This window comes from Streptomyces xiaopingdaonensis (assembly GCF_000262345.1).
Lineage (GTDB): Bacteria > Actinomycetota > Actinomycetes > Streptomycetales > Streptomycetaceae > Streptomyces > Streptomyces xiaopingdaonensis.
Genome location: NZ_AJTQ01000309.1, coordinates 16,617 through 34,333 on the forward strand (window position 1 = coordinate 16,617; position 17,717 = coordinate 34,333).

A 17,717-nucleotide genomic window follows, 5' to 3' on the forward strand; every position below is an offset into this window, starting at 1 on the left:
GCGAGGCGCTATGTCAGGTTAAGGGCCTATATGAAAGCCCGGTTGGATTGGACGCCGAGCCATGCCAGACGCTCGGCCAAAGTCGGGGGAATGGGGGACCATCGGGGGCAGGAGTCGGGCGGGTGGGGGTCGGGCAGGTCCGGGGCAGGTTTCCGTACGAAGCGCACGGGAGGCAGCGTGAGGACAGCGACACTGGGCCCCGAGCAGCGGGCCGAAGCCCTGGCGAGGATGGCCGAGCGGGAGTTGGACGTGCTCGTCGTCGGCGGCGGGGTCGTCGGTGCGGGCACCGCACTCGACGCCGCGACGAGGGGGCTGAGCACCGGCATCGTCGAAGCGCGGGACTGGGCGGCCGGTACCTCCAGCAGGTCGAGCAAGCTCATCCACGGCGGACTGCGGTACCTGGAGATGCTCGACTTCGCCCTGGTGCGGGAGGCGTTGAAGGAGCGGGGGCTGCTCCTGGAGCGGCTGGCCCCGCACCTGGTGAAGCCGGTCCCGTTCCTCTACCCGCTCAGGCACCGCGGCTGGGAGCGGTTCTACGTCGGCAGCGGAGTCGGGTTGTACGACGCGATGTCGCTCTCCTCGGGGCACGGGCGCGGGCTTCCGCTCCACCGGCACCTCTCGCGCCGTCACGCGCTCCAGGTGGCGCCGGGGTTGAAGCGCAGCGCGCTCGTCGGCGCCCTGCAGTACTACGACGCGCAGGTCGACGACGCGCGCTTCACCGAGACGCTGGTGCGTACGGCGGCGTCCTACGGGACGCTCGCGGCCAACGGCGCGCGAGTGGTCGGCTTCCTCCGCGAGGGGGAGCGCGTGGTCGGTGCGCGGATCGAAGACCTCGAGTTCGGTGGGGAGTTCGAGGTGCGTGCGAAGCAGGTGGTGAACGCGACAGGAGTGTGGACCGACGACACCCAGGGGCTCATCGCCGAGCGCGGGCGGTTCCACGTGCGGGCGTCGAAGGGCATCCACCTCGTCGTCCCGCGGGACCGGATCAACTCCTCGTCGGGGCTGATCCTGCGCACCGAGACCTCGGTGCTCTTCGTCATCCCCTGGGGCCGGCACTGGATCATCGGCACCACCGACACCGACTGGGACCTCGACAAGGCGCACCCGGCCGCGTCCAGCGCCGACATCGACTACCTCCTCGACCACCTCAACTCCGTGCTGTCGGTGCCGCTTTCGCGCGACGACGTAGAGGGTGTCTACGCGGGGCTGCGCCCGCTGCTCGCGGGGGAGTCGGACGCGACGAGCAAGCTCTCCAGGGAGCACACCGTCGTCCACCCCGTGCCCGGGCTGGTGGTGATCGCGGGCGGCAAGTACACGACGTACCGGGTGATGGCGAAGGACGCCGTCGACGAGGCGGTGCGCGGGCTCGACGAGAAGGTGGGCCCCTGCGTCACGGAGGAGGTGCAGCTCGTGGGCGCCGAGGGGTATCCGGCGCGGTGGAACGCGCGGGCGCGGCTCGCCGCGGGCGCCGGGCTGCACGTGGCGCGCGTCGAGCACCTGCTGGGCCGGTACGGGACGCTCGCGCAGGAGGTGCTGGAACTCGTCGCACGCGACCCGGCGTTGGGGGAGCCGCTGCCGGCGGCCGACGACTACCTCAAGGCGGAGGTCGTCTACGCCTGTACGCACGAGGGGGCACGCCATGTGGAGGACGTGCTGACGAGGCGCACCCGCATCTCCATCGAGACCTTCGACCGCGGTGCGCGGAGCGCCAGGGAGTGCGCCGACCTGATGGCCCCCGTGCTCGGATGGGACGGCGACCAGATCGCACGCGAGGTGGAGCACTACGAGAAGCGCGTCGAGGCCGAGGTGGAGTCCCAGCGCCAGCCCGACGACCGGACGGCGGACGCGGCACGGCTCGGCGCCCCCGACATCGCGCCGCTCTAGCCGCCGGCGGACCGGCGGAGGCGCGGAGTCCGATACGGTCGCCCTGGCCGGCGGTCAACCGCCGGTCCGCCAGGCGAGGAGCGCCCCGGAGCTCCCCGAACCAGCGCGCGTAAGCACCGTGCTGACCGCCGGTCAGGGCGGCCGGCGCGCCCCGTCGTACGACTGCCGTGCGGGCCGGTTCCGGCTGCTGAGACGACGTCGGAAAGCGCAGGCCCGAGCGGCTGTGCCGGCCTCGCACGGGGGCGGCAAGGGCCGGACCCCGTAGGCGACTTGTCATCACGATGGTTCACAATGAAAGCTCTGCCGGGGGTGGGCGCACCGCAGAGGGGACTCAAGGGGATTCATGAGCGAGGACACGGGACGGCTGGTAGGAGGACGCTATCGGCTCGAGGATGTCCTCGGCCGCGGCGGGATGGGGACGGTCTGGCGCGGCAAGGACGAGATCCTCGGCCGGACCGTCGCCGTCAAGGAGCTGCGCTTCCCCTCCAGCGTCGACGAGGACGAGAAGCAGCGCCTCATCACGCGAACCCTCCGCGAGGCCAAGGCGATCGCCCGTATCCGCAGCGGCAGCGCGATCACCGTCTTCGACGTCGTCGACGAGGACGGGCGTCCGTGGATCGTGATGGAGCTCGTCGAGGGGCACTCGCTCGCCGACCGCATCAAGCGGGAGGGGACGCTCACCCCGCGCCGGGCCGCCGAGGTCGGCCTCGCCATCCTCGACGTGCTGCGCGCCGCGCACCGCGAGGGCATCCTCCACCGCGACGTCAAGCCGTCCAACGTGCTGCTGGAGGACGGCACGGGGCGCGTCGTCCTCACCGACTTCGGGATCGCCAAGGTCGAGGGCGACCCCTCGGTGACCTCCACCGGCATGCTCGTCGGGGCGCCCTCGTACATCTCGCCGGAGCGCGCGCGGGGCAAGCGCCCGGGGCCGCCCGCCGACCTGTGGTCGCTGGGCGGCCTTCTCTACGCGGCCGTCGAGGGCCACCCGCCCTACGACAAGGGTTCCGCGATCTCCACGCTCACCGCGGTGATGACGGAGCCGGTGCCGTCGTCGGAGAAGGCGGGCGAGCTCTCCGAGGTGATCGCGGGGCTGCTCGTGAAGGACCCGGAGAAGCGCCTCGACGTCGACGGGGCCCGGGCGCTGCTGGAGCCCGTCGCGGCGGGCAGCCCCGCGCGCAAGCGCGGGAAGGCGGCGGCAGCCGAGGGAGTGCTGGACGCCAGGACGCGGGCGGAGCCGGGGGTTTCGCCGCAGGGCGGGCCTTCGGGGGTGTCGTCCGGGGCGCGGAGCATCGGGATGCGGAAGCGGCGCGGTGAGTCCTCGGGGTCGGGGGAGCGGCTGCGGGGCGCGCTGAAGTCGGTGCGGAACGCGGCGGCGGGGGCTGCTGCCGGGGGCGCGGCTGCCGCGTCGGGGCAGGCGGCGTCGAACGGCTCGGCCGGTGCCGGAGTGAAGGACGGGCCCGACTCCCGGGCCCCGGGGGCCGGTTCGGGTGCGGAGGCCGCTGCGGGCGAAGAGCCGGCGGCCGGTGCCGCGAAGACGGAGGCGGCACAGGGGGAGGACGAGCGGGCCGCGGCGGGGGAGTTGCCGGCGGAGTCGCGCGCTGCCGCCACGGGCGAGGGCAGCGGCGGCCGTCCGGCGCCCGAGCGCGGGGGCAGCGCCGCCATCACCTCCCTCCGGGACCTGCGGGAGCTGCCGGAGCTCAGGAAGGGCGTTTCGCGGCGGGTGTTGGCCGTCGCCGCCGCGGTGCTCGTGGTGCTCGTCGCGGTGGGCGCGGTGCTCTTCAGCACGGGCGGCGACGACGGCGGCGACGAGACCACGGGCAGCGCGCGGAGCAGCAGCGGCGACGCCGCGGCCTCGGGCGGCAAGGAGGCGAAGGACGAGAAGGCCTCGGGCAAGGACGGCTCGGGCAGCACCGAGGGCGCGAAGGACGACAAGGCCGACGAGGGCAAGGACGGCGAGGAGAAGCAGGACGAGGACGGCGTGCCCGAGGGGTACGAGAAGGTCTCCGACGGGCGCTTCCACTTCGCCATGGCGATGCCGGAGGGCTTCGAGCGCGTCGGCGTCGCGGGCCGCAACTCGGGCGGCAAGTACGCGGCGAAGCAGGGCGGCCTCCCACGTGTCCAGGTCGACTACAACGCGAGCCCGCTCGACGACGCCGCCGGCGCCTGGCGCGAACTGGAGCCCGCGGTGAGCGGGAGCAGCCCCGGCTACCACCTCATCGGCATCGACAAGGTCGACTGGCGGGACTACCCGACCGTCGCCGACTGGCAGTTCACGCGGAAGGAGGACGGCGGCAAGGTCCGCGTCCTCAACCGCGGCTTCAAGGTCGACGGCGGGCGCGGCTACGCGATCATGGTCACCTGCAAGGCCGGCGAGTGGGGCGCCGAGGAGTGCAAGACGCTCCGCGACACCGCGTTCCGTACCTTCCAGCCGAAGGGCTGAGCCCCCGCGGCCGCTGCGAACTCCCGGCGCTGCGACGCGGGTCGGGGCGTGCGTCCCGCCGTCGGCGCTCACCCACTGCCGTCGGCCTGGTTCCCGTGCGTCGATTCGGGGCACATGGCTCCCGTGGGAACCGCGCGTGCGTGTGACCCGTACGAGTGGTGTACGGCGGCGTCGGCGCCGGGTGCCACCGTGCCGTGGACAGGCGTGAGTTGTCGTACGCCGAGTCAGCAGGAGGGCGACGAGAGGGAGTTGCGGCACGTATCGTGAGGGGCCGTGGACCGTGCGGAGCCGCGAGGGGAGTGGAGGAAGCCCGAGCGGCCCGGCGGGCTGTGGGGAGGTGCTGTGGACGACTACACCGGTTACGCCGGACGATTGCTCGCCGAGCGCTACCGCCTGCCCCAACCCCCGGCGGACGAGTACGAGTTGGTGGAGTCCCTCGCCTACGACACAGCGAGCGGCCAGGAGGTCCTCGTCCGGCAGGTGCCGCTGCCCGAGGTGGTGGAGGCCGAGTTCGAGGACGGCCCGGGCGCCGCAGGGCCCCGGCGCAGGGCGCAGGCCCGCGGGGCGACGCGGCGGCCGGCCGACCCGGTGGTGCGGCGCGCGGTCGAGGCCGCACTCGCCGCCTCGCGCATCCCCGACCACCCGCGGCTCGACCAGGTCTTCGACGTCTTCGTCGAGGGCGACGGGCTGTGGATAGTCAGCGAGTCGGTGCCCGCACGTCCGCTCGCCGCGCTCCTCGCCGACCGCCCCCTCGGGGCGCACCGCGCCGCGGAGATCGCCGCCGACCTTCTCGCCGCCCTCCGCAACGTCCATGCGCACGGCTGGGCGCACCGCAACATCACCGCACGCACCGTGCTCGTCTGCGAGGACGGCCGCGCGCTGCTCACGGGGCTCGCGGAAGGCGCAGCCCAGGAGGCCCTCTGCGGCTACGACCCGCTGCCCGCCCCCGAGGCGGCGTCGCCCGAAGGGAGCCTGCCCGAGGCGCGGTCGCCCGAGCCCGCTCAGGAACCAGCGCACGCGACCGACTTCGCCACGGACCGCGCCACGGGCGCACGTGTCGCACTCGCCGCCGCGCGCGAAGAGGAGACCGCGCCCGGCGTCCCCGCGACGTTCGCGGGCAACCCGCTGCCCAAGGGCTTCCTGCCGCAGAAGGAGGGCACCCCTTCGCCGTACCGCGGTGGTGAGCAGGACGGGGCGCTCTTCGGGTTCGATCAGGAGGCGGGGGACACCCGGGACGGGATCGCCGGGCCGGGGCTCGCGGCCGGCGCGGCCTGGTCGCGCGGTGGTTGGGCGCCCGGCGGGGATGCGGGTGACGGGGCTGAGCCGGGTCCGGTGGCGCCGGGGTATCGGACGTCGGGTCCCGTGGGGGTGCCTCGCGGTGACGGGGCGGGTGAACCCGGTGGTGGGTTGGCGTGGCCGAGCTCGGCCAACCCGGCGTCGTCGCGCGGTGGTCGGGCGCCTGGTGAGGGTGCGGACGACGGGCCTGGTCCCGTGGCGCCCGGTTTCCGGACGTCCGGCCCCGTGGGGGCGCCGCGCGGTGGACGGCCGGGCGATGCCCGTGGCGGGGCGGTGCGGCCCGGTTCCGCGTCGGAGGGGGCCGACGTGGTGCCGGGAGACGGCGATGGGGGAGCGCCGGGTGAGGGCGTGCGTGGCCTGCTCCCGTCGGGGCCGGGGTCCGCGGCGCCGGGTTCCGGGGGTGCGCCGCGTGGTGCAGGTGCTGGGCCTGGTCCCGCCTCGGGCATGCTCAACGCCGCGGGCGGGCCCGGGGATCGGGGGTCGCCAGGTGAGGGTGCGGGCGGGTCGGATTCCGCAAGCGCGTCTCGCGAGGACGCGGGGCAGACGTCGGACGCCGAGGTGTCGGCCAGGGCGGCCAAGCGAGGGGCGATCGCCGCGTACCGGGCGGGTGCGCGGCGTGCGGTCGCCGAGTCGCGCGGTGGGAGCGAGGCGGGCGAGCGGCGTGCTGAGCAGGGGGAGTGGTGGACGCGGTCGCGCGAGTCCGCTCCCGACGAGCTGCCGTCGGGCGCCGACGAGGTGCCGGGCGGAGTGGCGCCCGCGGATTCCGAGGCGGACCTGTCCAGGGACGAGCTTCGCGAGGGCGTCTACGGACCGTTGGCCCCCGGCGCGCAGCCGCCGCCCGGGCCCCGCGACCCGGGTCCGGAGGACCCGGTGGGACCGACGGCGCTGCCCGGCTCCCGCCCGTCGGAGGGTCGCTGGGTCCGCGCCGAGTGGGCCGGTACGCGGACCGGGCGCGCATCGGCCGCGGCGGACGGGGCCGCTGAGGGGTACGGCCCCGAGGGCGAACCGTACGGCCACGTACCGCAGTCGGGCGTCGGCGCCGTGTACGGCGGCCGCGGCGGCTCCGGCGCGGAGCCCGGCGCCGGTGGGGAGTTGGAGCCGGTCGGTGGTGTGAACGGCGAAGGGGAGGCCGGGCCGGGCTGGGCCGCGCCGGAAGGCGAGGCCGCGCCGGGCCGGGAGGCCGTGCCAGGTGGATACACCGAGCCGGCAGCCGCGGAGTGGGGCGAGCCGGAGCGGTACAGGGGGCCGACGACGGCGCTCGCGGCGGAGCGGGCGCGGCAGGCGCGGATGACGGTCGTCGGTGCCGTCACGGAGCGGTGGGCGCCCGAGCAGGCAGGCCCTGTCTACGACAACTGGAGGCTGGCACCGCCGGTCGGTGCCGCGGCCGACCTCTGGGCGCTCGGGGTGCTGCTCTTCCGCGCCGTGCAGGGGCACGCGCCGTACCCGGAGGACTCCGCCGCCGAACTGGTGCAGATGGTCTGCGCCGAGCCGCCCGCGTTCGCCGAGGACTGCGGTCCGCTGCGGCCCGTCGTGGAGTCGCTGCTCCGCCAGGACCCCATGGAGCGGCCGGAGTTCGAGGAGCTGCGCGGCTGGCTCCGCTCGCTGATCCGCTCGGCGCCCGAGCCCGAGGTGGGGCGGCGGACGGTGACGGGGCCCCCGTCGCTGGAGCCGGGCGGCCCCGCCGACCCGCACCGGCTGCCGATCGTACGGCGCCGCGGTGAGCTCGTCCGGCGGCGCAAGGAGCGCCGCCGTGCCGAGAAGCGCGCGCGGGCGGAGGCGCAGCGCGCGGCGGCGGCCGAGGAGCCGCACATCCAGCTCTCGCCCTCGGCGGCGCGGAAACCGAAGGCGGAGAAGCCGCGCCGCGCCGAGCGCCCGCCGAAGGGCCCGCGTGAGCCGCGCATCGCGCGCGGCGGTGGCCGCCGCCCGGTGAGGCTGGGCCGCCTCCTCGTCGGTGCCGTGCTGTTGGCCCTGACGGCGGCGGTGCTCTACGCGACCTGGTTCATGCCGGACGCGGGCGAGGGCGACGACGCGCAGCGCCGGGGATCGGTCGGCAACGCGGACCGCCCCGCGCCCGACGACGACGCGGGCGAGGACGCGGGCAAGGGCTCGGGCGAGGACGCGGGCGGGAGCGAGGGCGCCGGCTCGGACAAAGGCGACAAGGGCAACGGCCGTTCGCAGGACGGCGGTTCGGGCGCGCTGCCGGGCACGGCCGCGCCCAAGGGCTACAAGATGAGCAACGATCCGGCGGGCTTCCGGGTCGCCGTGCCGAAGAAGTGGGACCGGCGCTCCGTCGGCGAGTCGGGCGAAGTGCGGTACAACGGCGGCGCGGTGGAGATGGTAGTCGCCAACGGCCGCGACACCGCGGAAAAGTTCGGCAGAGACCTGATGGAGTACCAGCTCAACCACGAGCCGGAGCTCGCCGGTTACCGCAACTCCGAGTTCGACAACTCGGCGAGCGGCCTGCGGGACATCGACGTCGGCGACAAGGCGATGGTCGAGGGCACGTTCACCTGGCCGGACAGCGGAGGCCGCGAGGTCTACGCACGCAACCGCGCGATGCTCCACGAGGGCAAGTACCACGTCCTGCTGGTGAAGGGGCCGAAGTCGCAGCGCGCGGAGATCGACGAAACCTTCGAGGCGGTGGCGGACACGTACGGCACCCGGACGCGGTGACCGCGCGGTCCGCAGGATCGAACCCCGCCGCAACTCCCCTTTTGCACAAGCCACTCGGGCCCGCACCCAGTACAGTGCGTACGGCCACGGGGGCGAGCGTGCCGCCGTGCCGCGGACGCAGCAGCGACGAGGGACCGCGCCCCACGCGAGGAGTCAGGCATGACGCACGAGGGGGAGCGCTCCGGCGAGCCGACGAGCTACGGGCTCCAGCCGCCCGGAGCCGCGGAGGTGCCGGCACCGCGCTCCGAAGGAGGGGCGCAGTCGGAGGTGGGCAGCCTCGTCGGCGGCAGGTACCGGCTCCTCGCGAGGCTGGGCCACGGCGGTATGGGCACGGTCTGGCGGGCGCACGACGAGGTCGTCGACCGGGAGGTGGCCGTCAAGGAGCCGCGCGTTCCCGAGCATCTCTCGCACCGCGAGCGCGAGACGATGTACCAGCGGATGCGCCGTGAGGCGCGTGCGGCGGCGCGGATCGACCATCCCTCGGTCGTCACCGTCCACGACGTGGTGGTGGAGGAGGAACGGCCGTGGATCGTCATGGAGTTGGTCCGCGGGCGCTCCCTCGCCGACGTGCTCCAGGAGGGGACGCTCGACGCGCGCGAGGCGGCCCGCGTCGGCTGCGCCGTGGCGGGCGCGCTCGACGCGGCGCACGCGAAGGGCATCCTCCACCGCGACGTGAAGCCCGACAACGTCCTCCTCGGCGACCACCAGCGGGTGGTGCTCACCGACTTCGGCATCGCGCAGGTCGAGGGCGAGCAACGGCTGACGGAGACGGGCGCGTTCGTCGGGTCGCCCGAGTACATCGCGCCGGAGCGCGTGCTCGGCCGGCGGCCGGGGCCCGAATCCGACCTCTGGTCGCTCGGCGTCGTCCTCTACGCCGCGACCGAGGGCGTCTCGCCGTTCCGCCGGACCAACACCCCGGCGACGCTCCAGGCCGTCCTCTCAGCCGAACCGCAGCGCCCGGCCCAAGCAGCCGCCGTCTCGGGCGCGTTGGGGATGCTCGTCGTCAACCTCCTCCAGAAGGAGCCGGTGCTGCGCCCGGGCGCCGCCGAGGTGCGCCAGACCCTCGACGACGTCGCCCGCCCGACGCCGCAACTCCCGCAGCGGGCGACGGAGCCGCGGACCGCCGCGTTCACCAGGGCGCTGCGCGCGTACCCGGGGAAGGTGCGCGGCAGCCGCAGGTGGCGGTGGGGCACGGGCGGTGCGGTCGCGGCGCTCGCCGCCGTGGCGGCGCTCGTCGTCTTCCTCACGGTGGACAGGGCGCCCAGCGGCTGGTCGACGCGGGAGGAGGACGAGCGCGTGCATGCCACTCTCGCGGTCCCGGACGACTACGAGCGCAGCGCGGGCGAGCACTCGGTCACGTACACGGAGCCCGGTGGCCTCATCGAGATCTACCTCTCCCGCTACACCAAGAACGTCGAGGAGGACGCGCTCGCGGAGGCCAACGCGTTCAAGTCGCGGTACGACGACGGCGATCCCGACGACTACACCACGACGAAGGAAGACGTCCGCAGCGCGGTGAGCGAGACGGAGCACCAGGACCGGGAGGCCGCCTCGGTCACCACCCGCTACACCGACGCGACGGCCGAGGAGGAGACCCCCGAGGCGCTGACGAAGCGGCGGGCCCACGAGCTCTTCTACGTCAACGAGGACGGCGTGGCCTGGCGGCTGAAGGTCGACATGCCGCAGAAGGGCAGCGCGACGGAGGAGGGCCTCGACGTCTACGCGCAGGCCGTGGAGTCCCTGGAGATCCACGAACCGTAGCCGTACGCGGGCCCGTCGGGGGCCGCACACCCTGCGCGAGCGGTCCGGCACACGTAGTTGTGCCACCGATTGCTGGCAGATTCAGTGAAAAGCGGTTACCGCTGGGTATACGAGTGTCGCCGCGGCGCCGTACTCTCCCCCCATGACGGACTCGCAGGAGAGCACAACGGCCACCGGGACCCGCACCTCGGCCCGGGAGGGAAACCCGGTCGCGGACGCTCCGGCCGGTGCCAGGACGGCCGCGGACGTGGTCACCCCGGAACTGGTACGCCGCCTCACCGAGGGCGTGGTGGCGAGCGGCACCGCGGTCGACCACGCCCCGGCCACGGGGGAGGTCCTCGCCGAACTCCCCGCCTCCACGCCGGAGTCGGCCGCCGACGACGTCGCGGCGGCCTTCGAGCGCGCCCGTGCCGCGCAGCGCGCGTGGGCGCGGGTGCCGGTCCGTCGGCGGGCCGAGATCCTGCTCCGCTTCCACGACCTCCTCCTCCGCCGGCAGGAGGAGGTGCTCGACCTCGTCCAACTGGAGACGGGCAAGGCGAGGCTGCACGCGCACGAGGAGGTGCAGGCGGTCGCCGTAGCGGCGCGGTACTACGGGCGCAAGGCGCCGGGACTGCTGCGCCCCAAGCGGCACACGGGCGCCGTACCCGTGCTCACCAAGGTCACCGAGGTGCGGCACCCGCGCGGTGTCGTCGGGCAGATCGCGCCGTGGAACTACCCGTTCGAACTCTCCGTCGGCGACGCGCTGCCGGCCTTCGTCGCGGGCAACGCGGTGGTGATGAAGCCCGACACGGAGACGGCGCTCACCGCGCTCTGGGCGCGCCGGCTGCTGATCGAGGCGGGGCTGCCCGAGGCCGTGTGGCAGGTGGTGCTCGGCGAGGGGTCCGTCGTCGGCCCCGAGGTCGTCGACCGCGGGGACTTCGTCTCGTTCACGGGCTCGACGGCGACGGGCCGCGGCGTGGCGCAGCGGGCGGCGGCCCGACTCGTCGGCTCCTCGCTGGAGTTGGGCGGCAAGAACGCGATGCTGGTCCTGGAGGACGCCGACCTCGACAAGGCGGCGGCCGGCGCCGTACGCGGCGCGTTCTCCTCCGCGGGCCAGCTCTGCATCTCCATCGAGCGCCTCTACGTGCACGAGAAGGTGGCCGACGCCTTCCTGGAGCGGTTCCTCCCGCGCGTCCGCGCGATGCGCCTCGGCAGCGCGCTCGCCTACGGCGCCGAGATGGGATCGCTCGCCGGCGAGCGGCAGCTGGCGACGGTGGAGCGGCACGTCGGCGAGGCCGTCGAGAAGGGAGCCGAGGTGCTCGCCGGCGGCCGCGCACGCCCGGACATCGGCCCGCACTTCTACGAGCCGACCGTCCTCGGCGGCGTCGAGCCGGCGATGTCGCTCTGCTGCGAGGAGACGTTCGGGCCCGTCGTCTCGGTCTACCGCTTCTCCGACGAGGAGGAGGCGATCGAGGCGGCCAACTCGACGCCGTACGGCCTCAACGCGAGCGTCTGGTCGAACGCCGGACGCCGCGCGCGCGACGTCGCGGCCCGGCTGCACGCCGGCACCGTCAACGTGAACGAGGGGTACGCGGCGGCGTACGGCAGCGCGCAGGCGCCGATGGGCGGCATGGGCGACTCGGGGCTCGGCCGCAGGCACGGCGTCGACGGACTGATGAAGTACACCGAACCGCAGACCGTCGCGCACCAGCGCATGGTGCCGATGGCCCCCTCGTTCGGCATGGACGACGCGCAGTACGCCGCCTTCATGTCCCGTTCCCTGCGGGCGCTGAAGGCGCTCCGCTTCCGCTGACCGTCCGGGGCCGCCCGTGCGGGCGGTGCCCGACCCCCCGTGAGCGCGCACGACCAGAGCCGCACCCTTACGACCGAGCCGCATGTCATCGGAGGTCCCGTGTCCGAGAAGTCGCAGAGCGCCGAGGAAGAGCAGTTCGACTACGACGTGGTCGTCGTCGGGTCAGGGTTCGGCGGCTCCGTCTCCGCCCTGCGGCTCTCCGAGAAGGGGTACCGGGTCGGTGTGCTGGAGGCGGGCCGGCGGTTCACACGCGAGACGTTGCCGAAGAACTCGTGGGACCTGAAGAAGTTCCTCTGGGCGCCGGCGCTCGGCCTCTACGGCATCCAGCGCATCCACCTGCTCAGCAATGTCATGATCCTGGCGGGCGCGGGGGTCGGCGGCGGCTCGCTCAACTACGCCAACACCCTCTACGTACCGCCCAAGGCGTTCTTCGAGGACCGGCAGTGGGGCCACATCACCGACTGGCAGGCGGAGTTGAGCCCCTTCTACGACCAGGCGCGCCGCATGCTCGGCGCCCGGCTCAACCCGACGATGACCCCCTCGGACGTCCACCTCAAGGCGGCGGCCGACGAGTTGGGGTACGGGGACACCTTCCACATGGCGCCCGTCGGCGTCTTCTTCGGCGACGGGGAGGACGCCGCGGACGAGTCGAAGCAGGACGGCGTCCGCGTCGACCCCGGGACCGAGGTGCCCGATCCCTACTTCGGCGGCGCGGGCCCCGCGCGCAACGCGTGCACCGAGTGCGGCGAGTGCATGACCGGGTGCCGCAGGGGCGCGAAGAACACCCTCAACGAGAACTACCTCCACCTCGCCCAGCAGGCCGGCGCCGTCGTCCACCCGCTCACCACCGTGGTGTCGGTCCGCGAGGCGCCGGGTCCGCGCAAGGGCGCGGGCGCCTCGCCCGCGTACGGGCCCGAGAGCCCCGAGCACGGCTGGGAGATCGCCGTGCGCCCGACCGACAAGCGGCGCGCCCGCGCTCGGGTCCTCCGCGCCCGGTGGGTCGTCCTCGCCGCCGGCACCTACGGCACGCAGACGCTGCTGCACCGGATGCGCGACACCGGCACCCTGCCCCGCCTCTCCGGTCGGCTCGGCGAGCTGACCCGGACCAACTCGGAGGCGCTCGTCGGCTCCCAGACCCTGCCGTACCGCTACCGCGCCAAGTGGGGCAAGGACGCGGAGCCGGACTTCACCAAGGGCGTCGCCATCACCTCGTCCGTCCACCCCGACGAGAGCACCCACATCGAGCCCGTCCGCTACGGCAAGGGGTCGAACTCGATGAGCGCGCTCACCACCCTCCAGGTGCGGCAGGACACGCGGCTCCCCAAGCCCCTTGCGCACGTGGGGACATGCCTGCGCCATCCGGTGCAGTTCTTCTTCTCGCTCTCCGCGCGGAAGTGGTCGGAGCGCACCATCATCGGGCTCGTCATGCAGACGGTCGACAACTCCCTCACGACCTACCGGCGGAGCAAGCGCCCCGGCAAGGGGCTGCTCACGGCGCGGCAGGGGCACGGCGCGCCGAACCCGGTCCACATCCCGGAGAGCGCCGCGGCCGCAAGCAAGATCGCCGACGAGATCGGGGGCTTCCCCGGGACCAACATCGGCGAGCTGATGAACACGCCGCTCACCGCCCACTTCCTCGGCGGCTGCCCGATCGGCGAGAGCGCGGAGCGCGGCGTCCTCGACCCGTACCACCGGGTGTGGGGACACCCCGGTATCTCCGTCGTCGACGGTTCCTCCGTTTCGGCGAATCTCGGAGTCAATCCCTCGCTGACGATCACGGCGCAGGCCGAGCGCGCGATGTCGCTCTGGCCGAACAAGGGCGAGGCGGACCCGCGCCCTGCGCAGAGCGAGGAGTACCGGCGGCTGGAGCCGGTGGCGCCGCGCCGACCCGCCGTCCCCGAGGGCGCGTTCGGTGCGCTGCGGCTCGGGTCGCCCGTGCCGCTGCCGCAGCCGCGGATGCGGCCGGGGGCCGAGGAGTCGTCGCCCGCCGAGTGAGGTGCGCGAACACCGCGCCGGTGGGCCGGAGTTGCGTCCCGGCCGACGGTGAAGGGCCCCGCACGGGCGCCGAAGTGGCGGCCGATGCGGGGCCCTTCACCGTCAGCACCCGCGTCAGGGCAGCGCGGATGCCGAGCTGCGGCGCCGGGGGGTGCGCCGCGGTTTCGCAGCGGCCGGTACCGCCCCTCGGTACACCGGGGGATGTGCTGGGGCGGTGCCTGCTGCACTGCGCGAAGTCGAGCCGTGCCGTTCTGTGATGCATCGTGCTCGATCGGCCGGGGCCGCGCAACCTCTGCGACCGAGCGCGGCGCGGACGGCCGCCCAGGTGCAACTCCCCGGGACCGCGGGGGAGTTGACGCCGGCGGATCGGCTCCGCGTACGTGGCGTGTCCGCGGAGCGGCCGGTCCCGAGCGTCCCCGGGACCGGCCGCTTTCGTGACCGGCCTGCTGTCCCCTGCTGCCCGGTCACTCGCATCGGGGCGAAGTCCCACGACGCCGCTCCGCCTCCCACGGGGCAACTGCGCCGCGAAGGCCCGGACGTCTCATCGCTCCGATGACGCCGCCCCCTCGCCGCCGGGCGCCCGGTTGGCTTCAGGGACACCGGGACCAACGAAGCCGCGCCCGGGCGGTAACGCTCCGTACGGGTGAGGAGCTGGGGCGCTCAGTCCCGCCCGCGCGAGAGCTTCAGCAGGACCATGCCGAGCTCGGTGCCGGGCCTGCCGAGGTGGCCGCGGTAGCGGTCGAGGACCTGCATCTCTCGGGCGAGGTCGACGCGTCCGCCGCCGGCGGCGATCTTCTCCTGCTGCACCCGTACGGAGACCTCGATGCGCTCCCGTACGAGGGCGACGATGCGTTCGTCGAGCGCGTCGATCTCGGCCCGGCCCGCTGCCACCTCCGGGTTGCCGGGTGCGGGCCGGGCCGCGGTGGGCCCGTTCTCGCCGGCGTCGTCGGTGGTGCGGGTCCGCGTGGTGGTGGTCATGGTCAGCTCCCTGCTGATCGTCGGTCGACCCCCGGGCTTGGACGCCCGTCGAGGAGGCGGACCGGTCGGAGCCTGGAGCGGAGACGGCGGATGCCCCGGGCGTTGATCGGCCCGGGGCACCTGGGAGGTCTGCGGTGGTCGTTCAGCGGAGACGACCGTGGCTCCCGTGGCAGCCGGCCCGGCCGGTGCCATAGGTAAACCAGAAGGTCGCTCGCGTGAACACGCGGACCAGTATGCCCCCGTACCGGATGCCCGCCAAGCAGGGTCCCAGTCGGCGGCGGCCCGGGGCGCTCCGGTGCGTGCACGGGAGGCTCCGGAGCGCAGTCGGATTCGCGCTTCCGCAGGCCGGAACAGGCACGCTCACCGCCCGGTTAGACTCGTGGGTACACCCCGTCTCATCCGCCGAGAGGCAGCTTCGTGGCGCCTTCCCGTCGAGAACCCCACGCCCCCGAAGGAGGCGCGATGCGCCGCAGTGATCCGTCCACCGAGAACGGCCCCGCCGAGGAGGCGCCCGAGGTCGTCCTCGTCGTCGACTTCGGCGCGCAGTACGCCCAGTTGATCGCACGGCGGGTGCGCGAGGCGCGGGTGTACAGCGAGATCGTTCCGCACACGACGAGCGCCGCCGAGATGCTCGCGAGGAACCCGAAGGCGATCATCCTCTCCGGCGGCCCGTCCTCCGTCTACGCCGAGGACGCCCCGTCGATGGACCGCGAGGTCTTCGAGGCCGGCGTCCCCGTCCTCGGCATCTGCTACGGCTTCCAGGTCATGGCGCAGACGCTCGGCGGCACCGTGGACAACACCGGCGGCCGCGAGTACGGGCGCACCGAACTCGCCGTCGCCAAGCCGGACTCCACGCTCTTCGAGGGCACCCCGGCCGGGCAGCAGGTCTGGATGTCGCACGGCGACGCCTGCTCCGCGGCCCCCGCCGGCTTCACCGTCACCGCCTCGACGGACCTCGTCCCCGTCGCCGCCTTCGAGAACGACGAACGGAAGCTCTACGGCGTCCAGCACCACCCCGAGGTGATGCACACCACCTTCGGGCAGCAGGAGTTGGAGCACTTCCTCTACCGCGGTGCCGGGCTCACCCCCTCGTGGACGACCGAGTCGATCGTCGACGAGCAGGTCGAGGAGATCCGCGCGCGCGTCGGGCCGAAGCGCGCGATCTGCGGGCTCTCCGGCGGCGTTGACTCCGCGGTGGCGGCGGCCCTCGTGCAGCGCGCGATCGGCTCCCAGCTCACGTGCGTGTACGTCGACCACGGGCTGATGCGGAAGGGCGAGACGGAGCAGGTCGAGAAGGACTTCGTCGCGGCGACCGGCGTGCAGCTCAAGGTGGTCGACGCCGCGGAGCGGTTCCTCACCGCGCTCGCCGGCGTCTCGGACCCGGAGGAGAAGCGGAAGATCATCGGGCGGGAGTTCATCCGCGTCTTCGAGCAGGCGCAGGCGGAACTCGTCGCCGAGGCGGGGGCCGCGGGCGAGGACGTCGCCTTCCTGGTGCAGGGGACGCTCTACCCGGACGTCGTCGAGTCGGGCGGCGGCAACGGCACCGCCAACATCAAGTCGCACCACAACGTCGGCGGGCTCCCCGAGGACCTCGAGTTCGAGCTGATCGAGCCGCTGCGCAAGCTCTTCAAGGACGAGGTCCGCGCCGTCGGGCGCGAGCTCGGCCTCCCCGACGCGATCGTCGAGCGGCAGCCCTTCCCGGGGCCCGGGCTCGGCATCCGCATCGTCGGCGAGGTGACGGCCGAGCGGCTGGCCGTCCTCCGCGAGGCCGACGCCATCGCGCGCGCCGAGCTGACGGCTGCCGGGCTCGACGGCGAGATCTGGCAGTGCCCCGTCGTCCTCCTCGGGGACGTACGCAGCGTCGGCGTCCAGGGCGACGGCCGCACCTACGGGCACCCGATCGTGCTGCGCCCGGTCTCCTCGGAGGACGCGATGACGGCCGACTGGTCCCGGCTCCCCTACGAGGTCCTCGCGCGGATCTCCACTCGGATCACCAACGAGGTCGCCGAGGTCAACCGCGTCGCCCTCGACGTGACGAGCAAGCCGCCGGGGACCATCGAGTGGGAGTGAGGGCCGTGGGGGCCCGCTGAGTTCCACGTGCCGCCGCCCGCCGGTCCGCGGGCGGCGGCACGTGTGCGTGCGGGGGCTTCGCGCGCGGTCCCGGGGGGACTGCGGATAGGCTCGGGGCGTCGATTGCCGGGTCACTGAACGGAGTTGGGGGCCGCGTGGGGGGACGTGACGGGGAGGAGGGTGCTGCGGCGCCCCGTTCGTCGCCGGGCACCAGGGAGGAGCGGGCCGCACGCTGGGATGCCGAGGAGGACCTGGCGCGGGGCGCGACCCGGTCCAAGGTCTGGGTCGGCATCGTGGTGCTGGGCGTGCTCGCGGCCTTCGCACTCGACCGCGCCGTCGACACGCCGCTCAGCTCGGCGCGTGCCGTCCACGACGCGTGCGGCGGGGCGCTGCACGCGGACGAGGTGGCGCAGTACGACGGCGAGACCGGGACGACGGAGCAGACGGAGCGCTACAACGCCGAACTGGGCAGGTACTACTGCGAGTTGGGCGACGGGCATAAGGTCGTCCTCGCGCTGGACGCGGCGGTCGACACCGCGGGGGTCTCCCAGGTGGTCGGCGGCCTCATGTCCGCCGACCGGCTGACGCCGAGTCCCACAGGCGTGCCGGGCTGGAGCGACGACCACCACATCACCCTGCTGCCCCCGTGCCCCGGCGCCGGGCGGGACATCGACGGCGAAACGGCGCGGGCGGCGATCCAAGTCCGGGGCGGGTGGCGGCCGGACGCGGACGTGCGGTCCGAGGGCATTCTGGCGGTCTGGCGGAGCGCGGTCCGCGCCGCCAACTCGGCGCTGGAGCGGCTCGGTTGCGGGACGGAGCCGCTGGACC

At 74.1% G+C, this 17,717-nt stretch carries 9 protein-coding genes; 8 read left to right on the plus strand and 1 reads right to left on the minus strand.

Annotated elements, in window-relative coordinates:
* The first annotated feature begins 177 nt into the window (after positions 1-177).
* The 6 genes from UWG_RS0124050 (at position 178) to UWG_RS0124075 (ending at position 13,841) form a co-directional block, all read left to right on the plus strand.
* Positions 178-1,884 (plus strand): glycerol-3-phosphate dehydrogenase/oxidase, encoded by a 1,707-nt coding sequence (locus UWG_RS0124050; RefSeq protein ID WP_029391725.1) that lies wholly within the window; start codon positions 178-180, stop codon positions 1,882-1,884.
* Positions 1,885-2,227: 343 nt separating this feature from the next.
* A complete protein-coding gene (locus tag UWG_RS0124055) occupies positions 2,228-4,324 on the plus strand; it encodes a serine/threonine-protein kinase (protein WP_029391726.1) in 2,097 nt (698 codons plus the stop codon).
* 342 nt (positions 4,325-4,666) lie between these two features.
* Positions 4,667-8,293: a hypothetical protein gene (locus UWG_RS0124060; RefSeq protein WP_016909753.1), complete on the plus strand. Its 3,627-nt coding sequence runs from the start codon at positions 4,667-4,669 to the stop codon at positions 8,291-8,293.
* Positions 8,294-8,452: 159 nt separating this feature from the next.
* A complete protein-coding gene (locus tag UWG_RS0124065; protein WP_016909754.1) occupies positions 8,453-10,054 on the plus strand; it encodes a serine/threonine-protein kinase in 1,602 nt (533 codons plus the stop codon).
* 142 nt (positions 10,055-10,196) lie between these two features.
* A complete protein-coding gene (locus UWG_RS0124070) occupies positions 10,197-11,846 on the plus strand; it encodes a succinic semialdehyde dehydrogenase (protein WP_016909755.1) in 1,650 nt (549 codons plus the stop codon).
* Positions 11,847-11,945: 99 nt separating this feature from the next.
* Entirely contained in the window at positions 11,946-13,841 is a 1,896-nt protein-coding gene (locus UWG_RS0124075) for a GMC family oxidoreductase (protein ID WP_016909756.1), read from the plus strand.
* 660 nt (positions 13,842-14,501) lie between these two features.
* Here UWG_RS0124075 and UWG_RS0124080 read toward each other — a convergent pair.
* Entirely contained in the window at positions 14,502-14,819 is a 318-nt protein-coding gene (locus UWG_RS0124080) for a chorismate mutase (protein WP_016909757.1), read from the minus strand.
* 462 nt (positions 14,820-15,281) lie between these two features.
* Between UWG_RS0124080 and guaA the strand changes: the two genes are divergently transcribed.
* Positions 15,282-16,889: a glutamine-hydrolyzing GMP synthase gene (gene guaA / locus UWG_RS0124085; RefSeq protein WP_016909758.1), complete on the plus strand. Its 1,608-nt coding sequence runs from the start codon at positions 15,282-15,284 to the stop codon at positions 16,887-16,889.
* Between the two features lie 155 nt (positions 16,890-17,044).
* A partial coding sequence (locus UWG_RS30895; protein WP_033196337.1) for a hypothetical protein occupies positions 17,045-17,717 on the plus strand: 673 nt, incomplete at its 3' end.

What these genes read in the sequence shown, in the direction of transcription:
- UWG_RS0124080 (WP_016909757.1), bottom strand. Translation starts at nt 14,819, where the DNA reads ATGACCACCACCACGCGGACCCGCACCACCGACGACGCCGGCGAGAAC.
- guaA (WP_016909758.1), top strand. Translation starts at nt 15,282, where the DNA reads ATGCGCCGCAGTGATCCGTCCACCGAGAACGGCCCCGCCGAGGAGGCG.
- UWG_RS0124055 (WP_029391726.1), top strand. Translation starts at nt 2,228, where the DNA reads ATGAGCGAGGACACGGGACGGCTGGTAGGAGGACGCTATCGGCTCGAG.
- UWG_RS0124065 (WP_016909754.1), top strand. Translation starts at nt 8,453, where the DNA reads ATGACGCACGAGGGGGAGCGCTCCGGCGAGCCGACGAGCTACGGGCTC.
- UWG_RS0124070 (WP_016909755.1), top strand. Translation starts at nt 10,197, where the DNA reads ATGACGGACTCGCAGGAGAGCACAACGGCCACCGGGACCCGCACCTCG.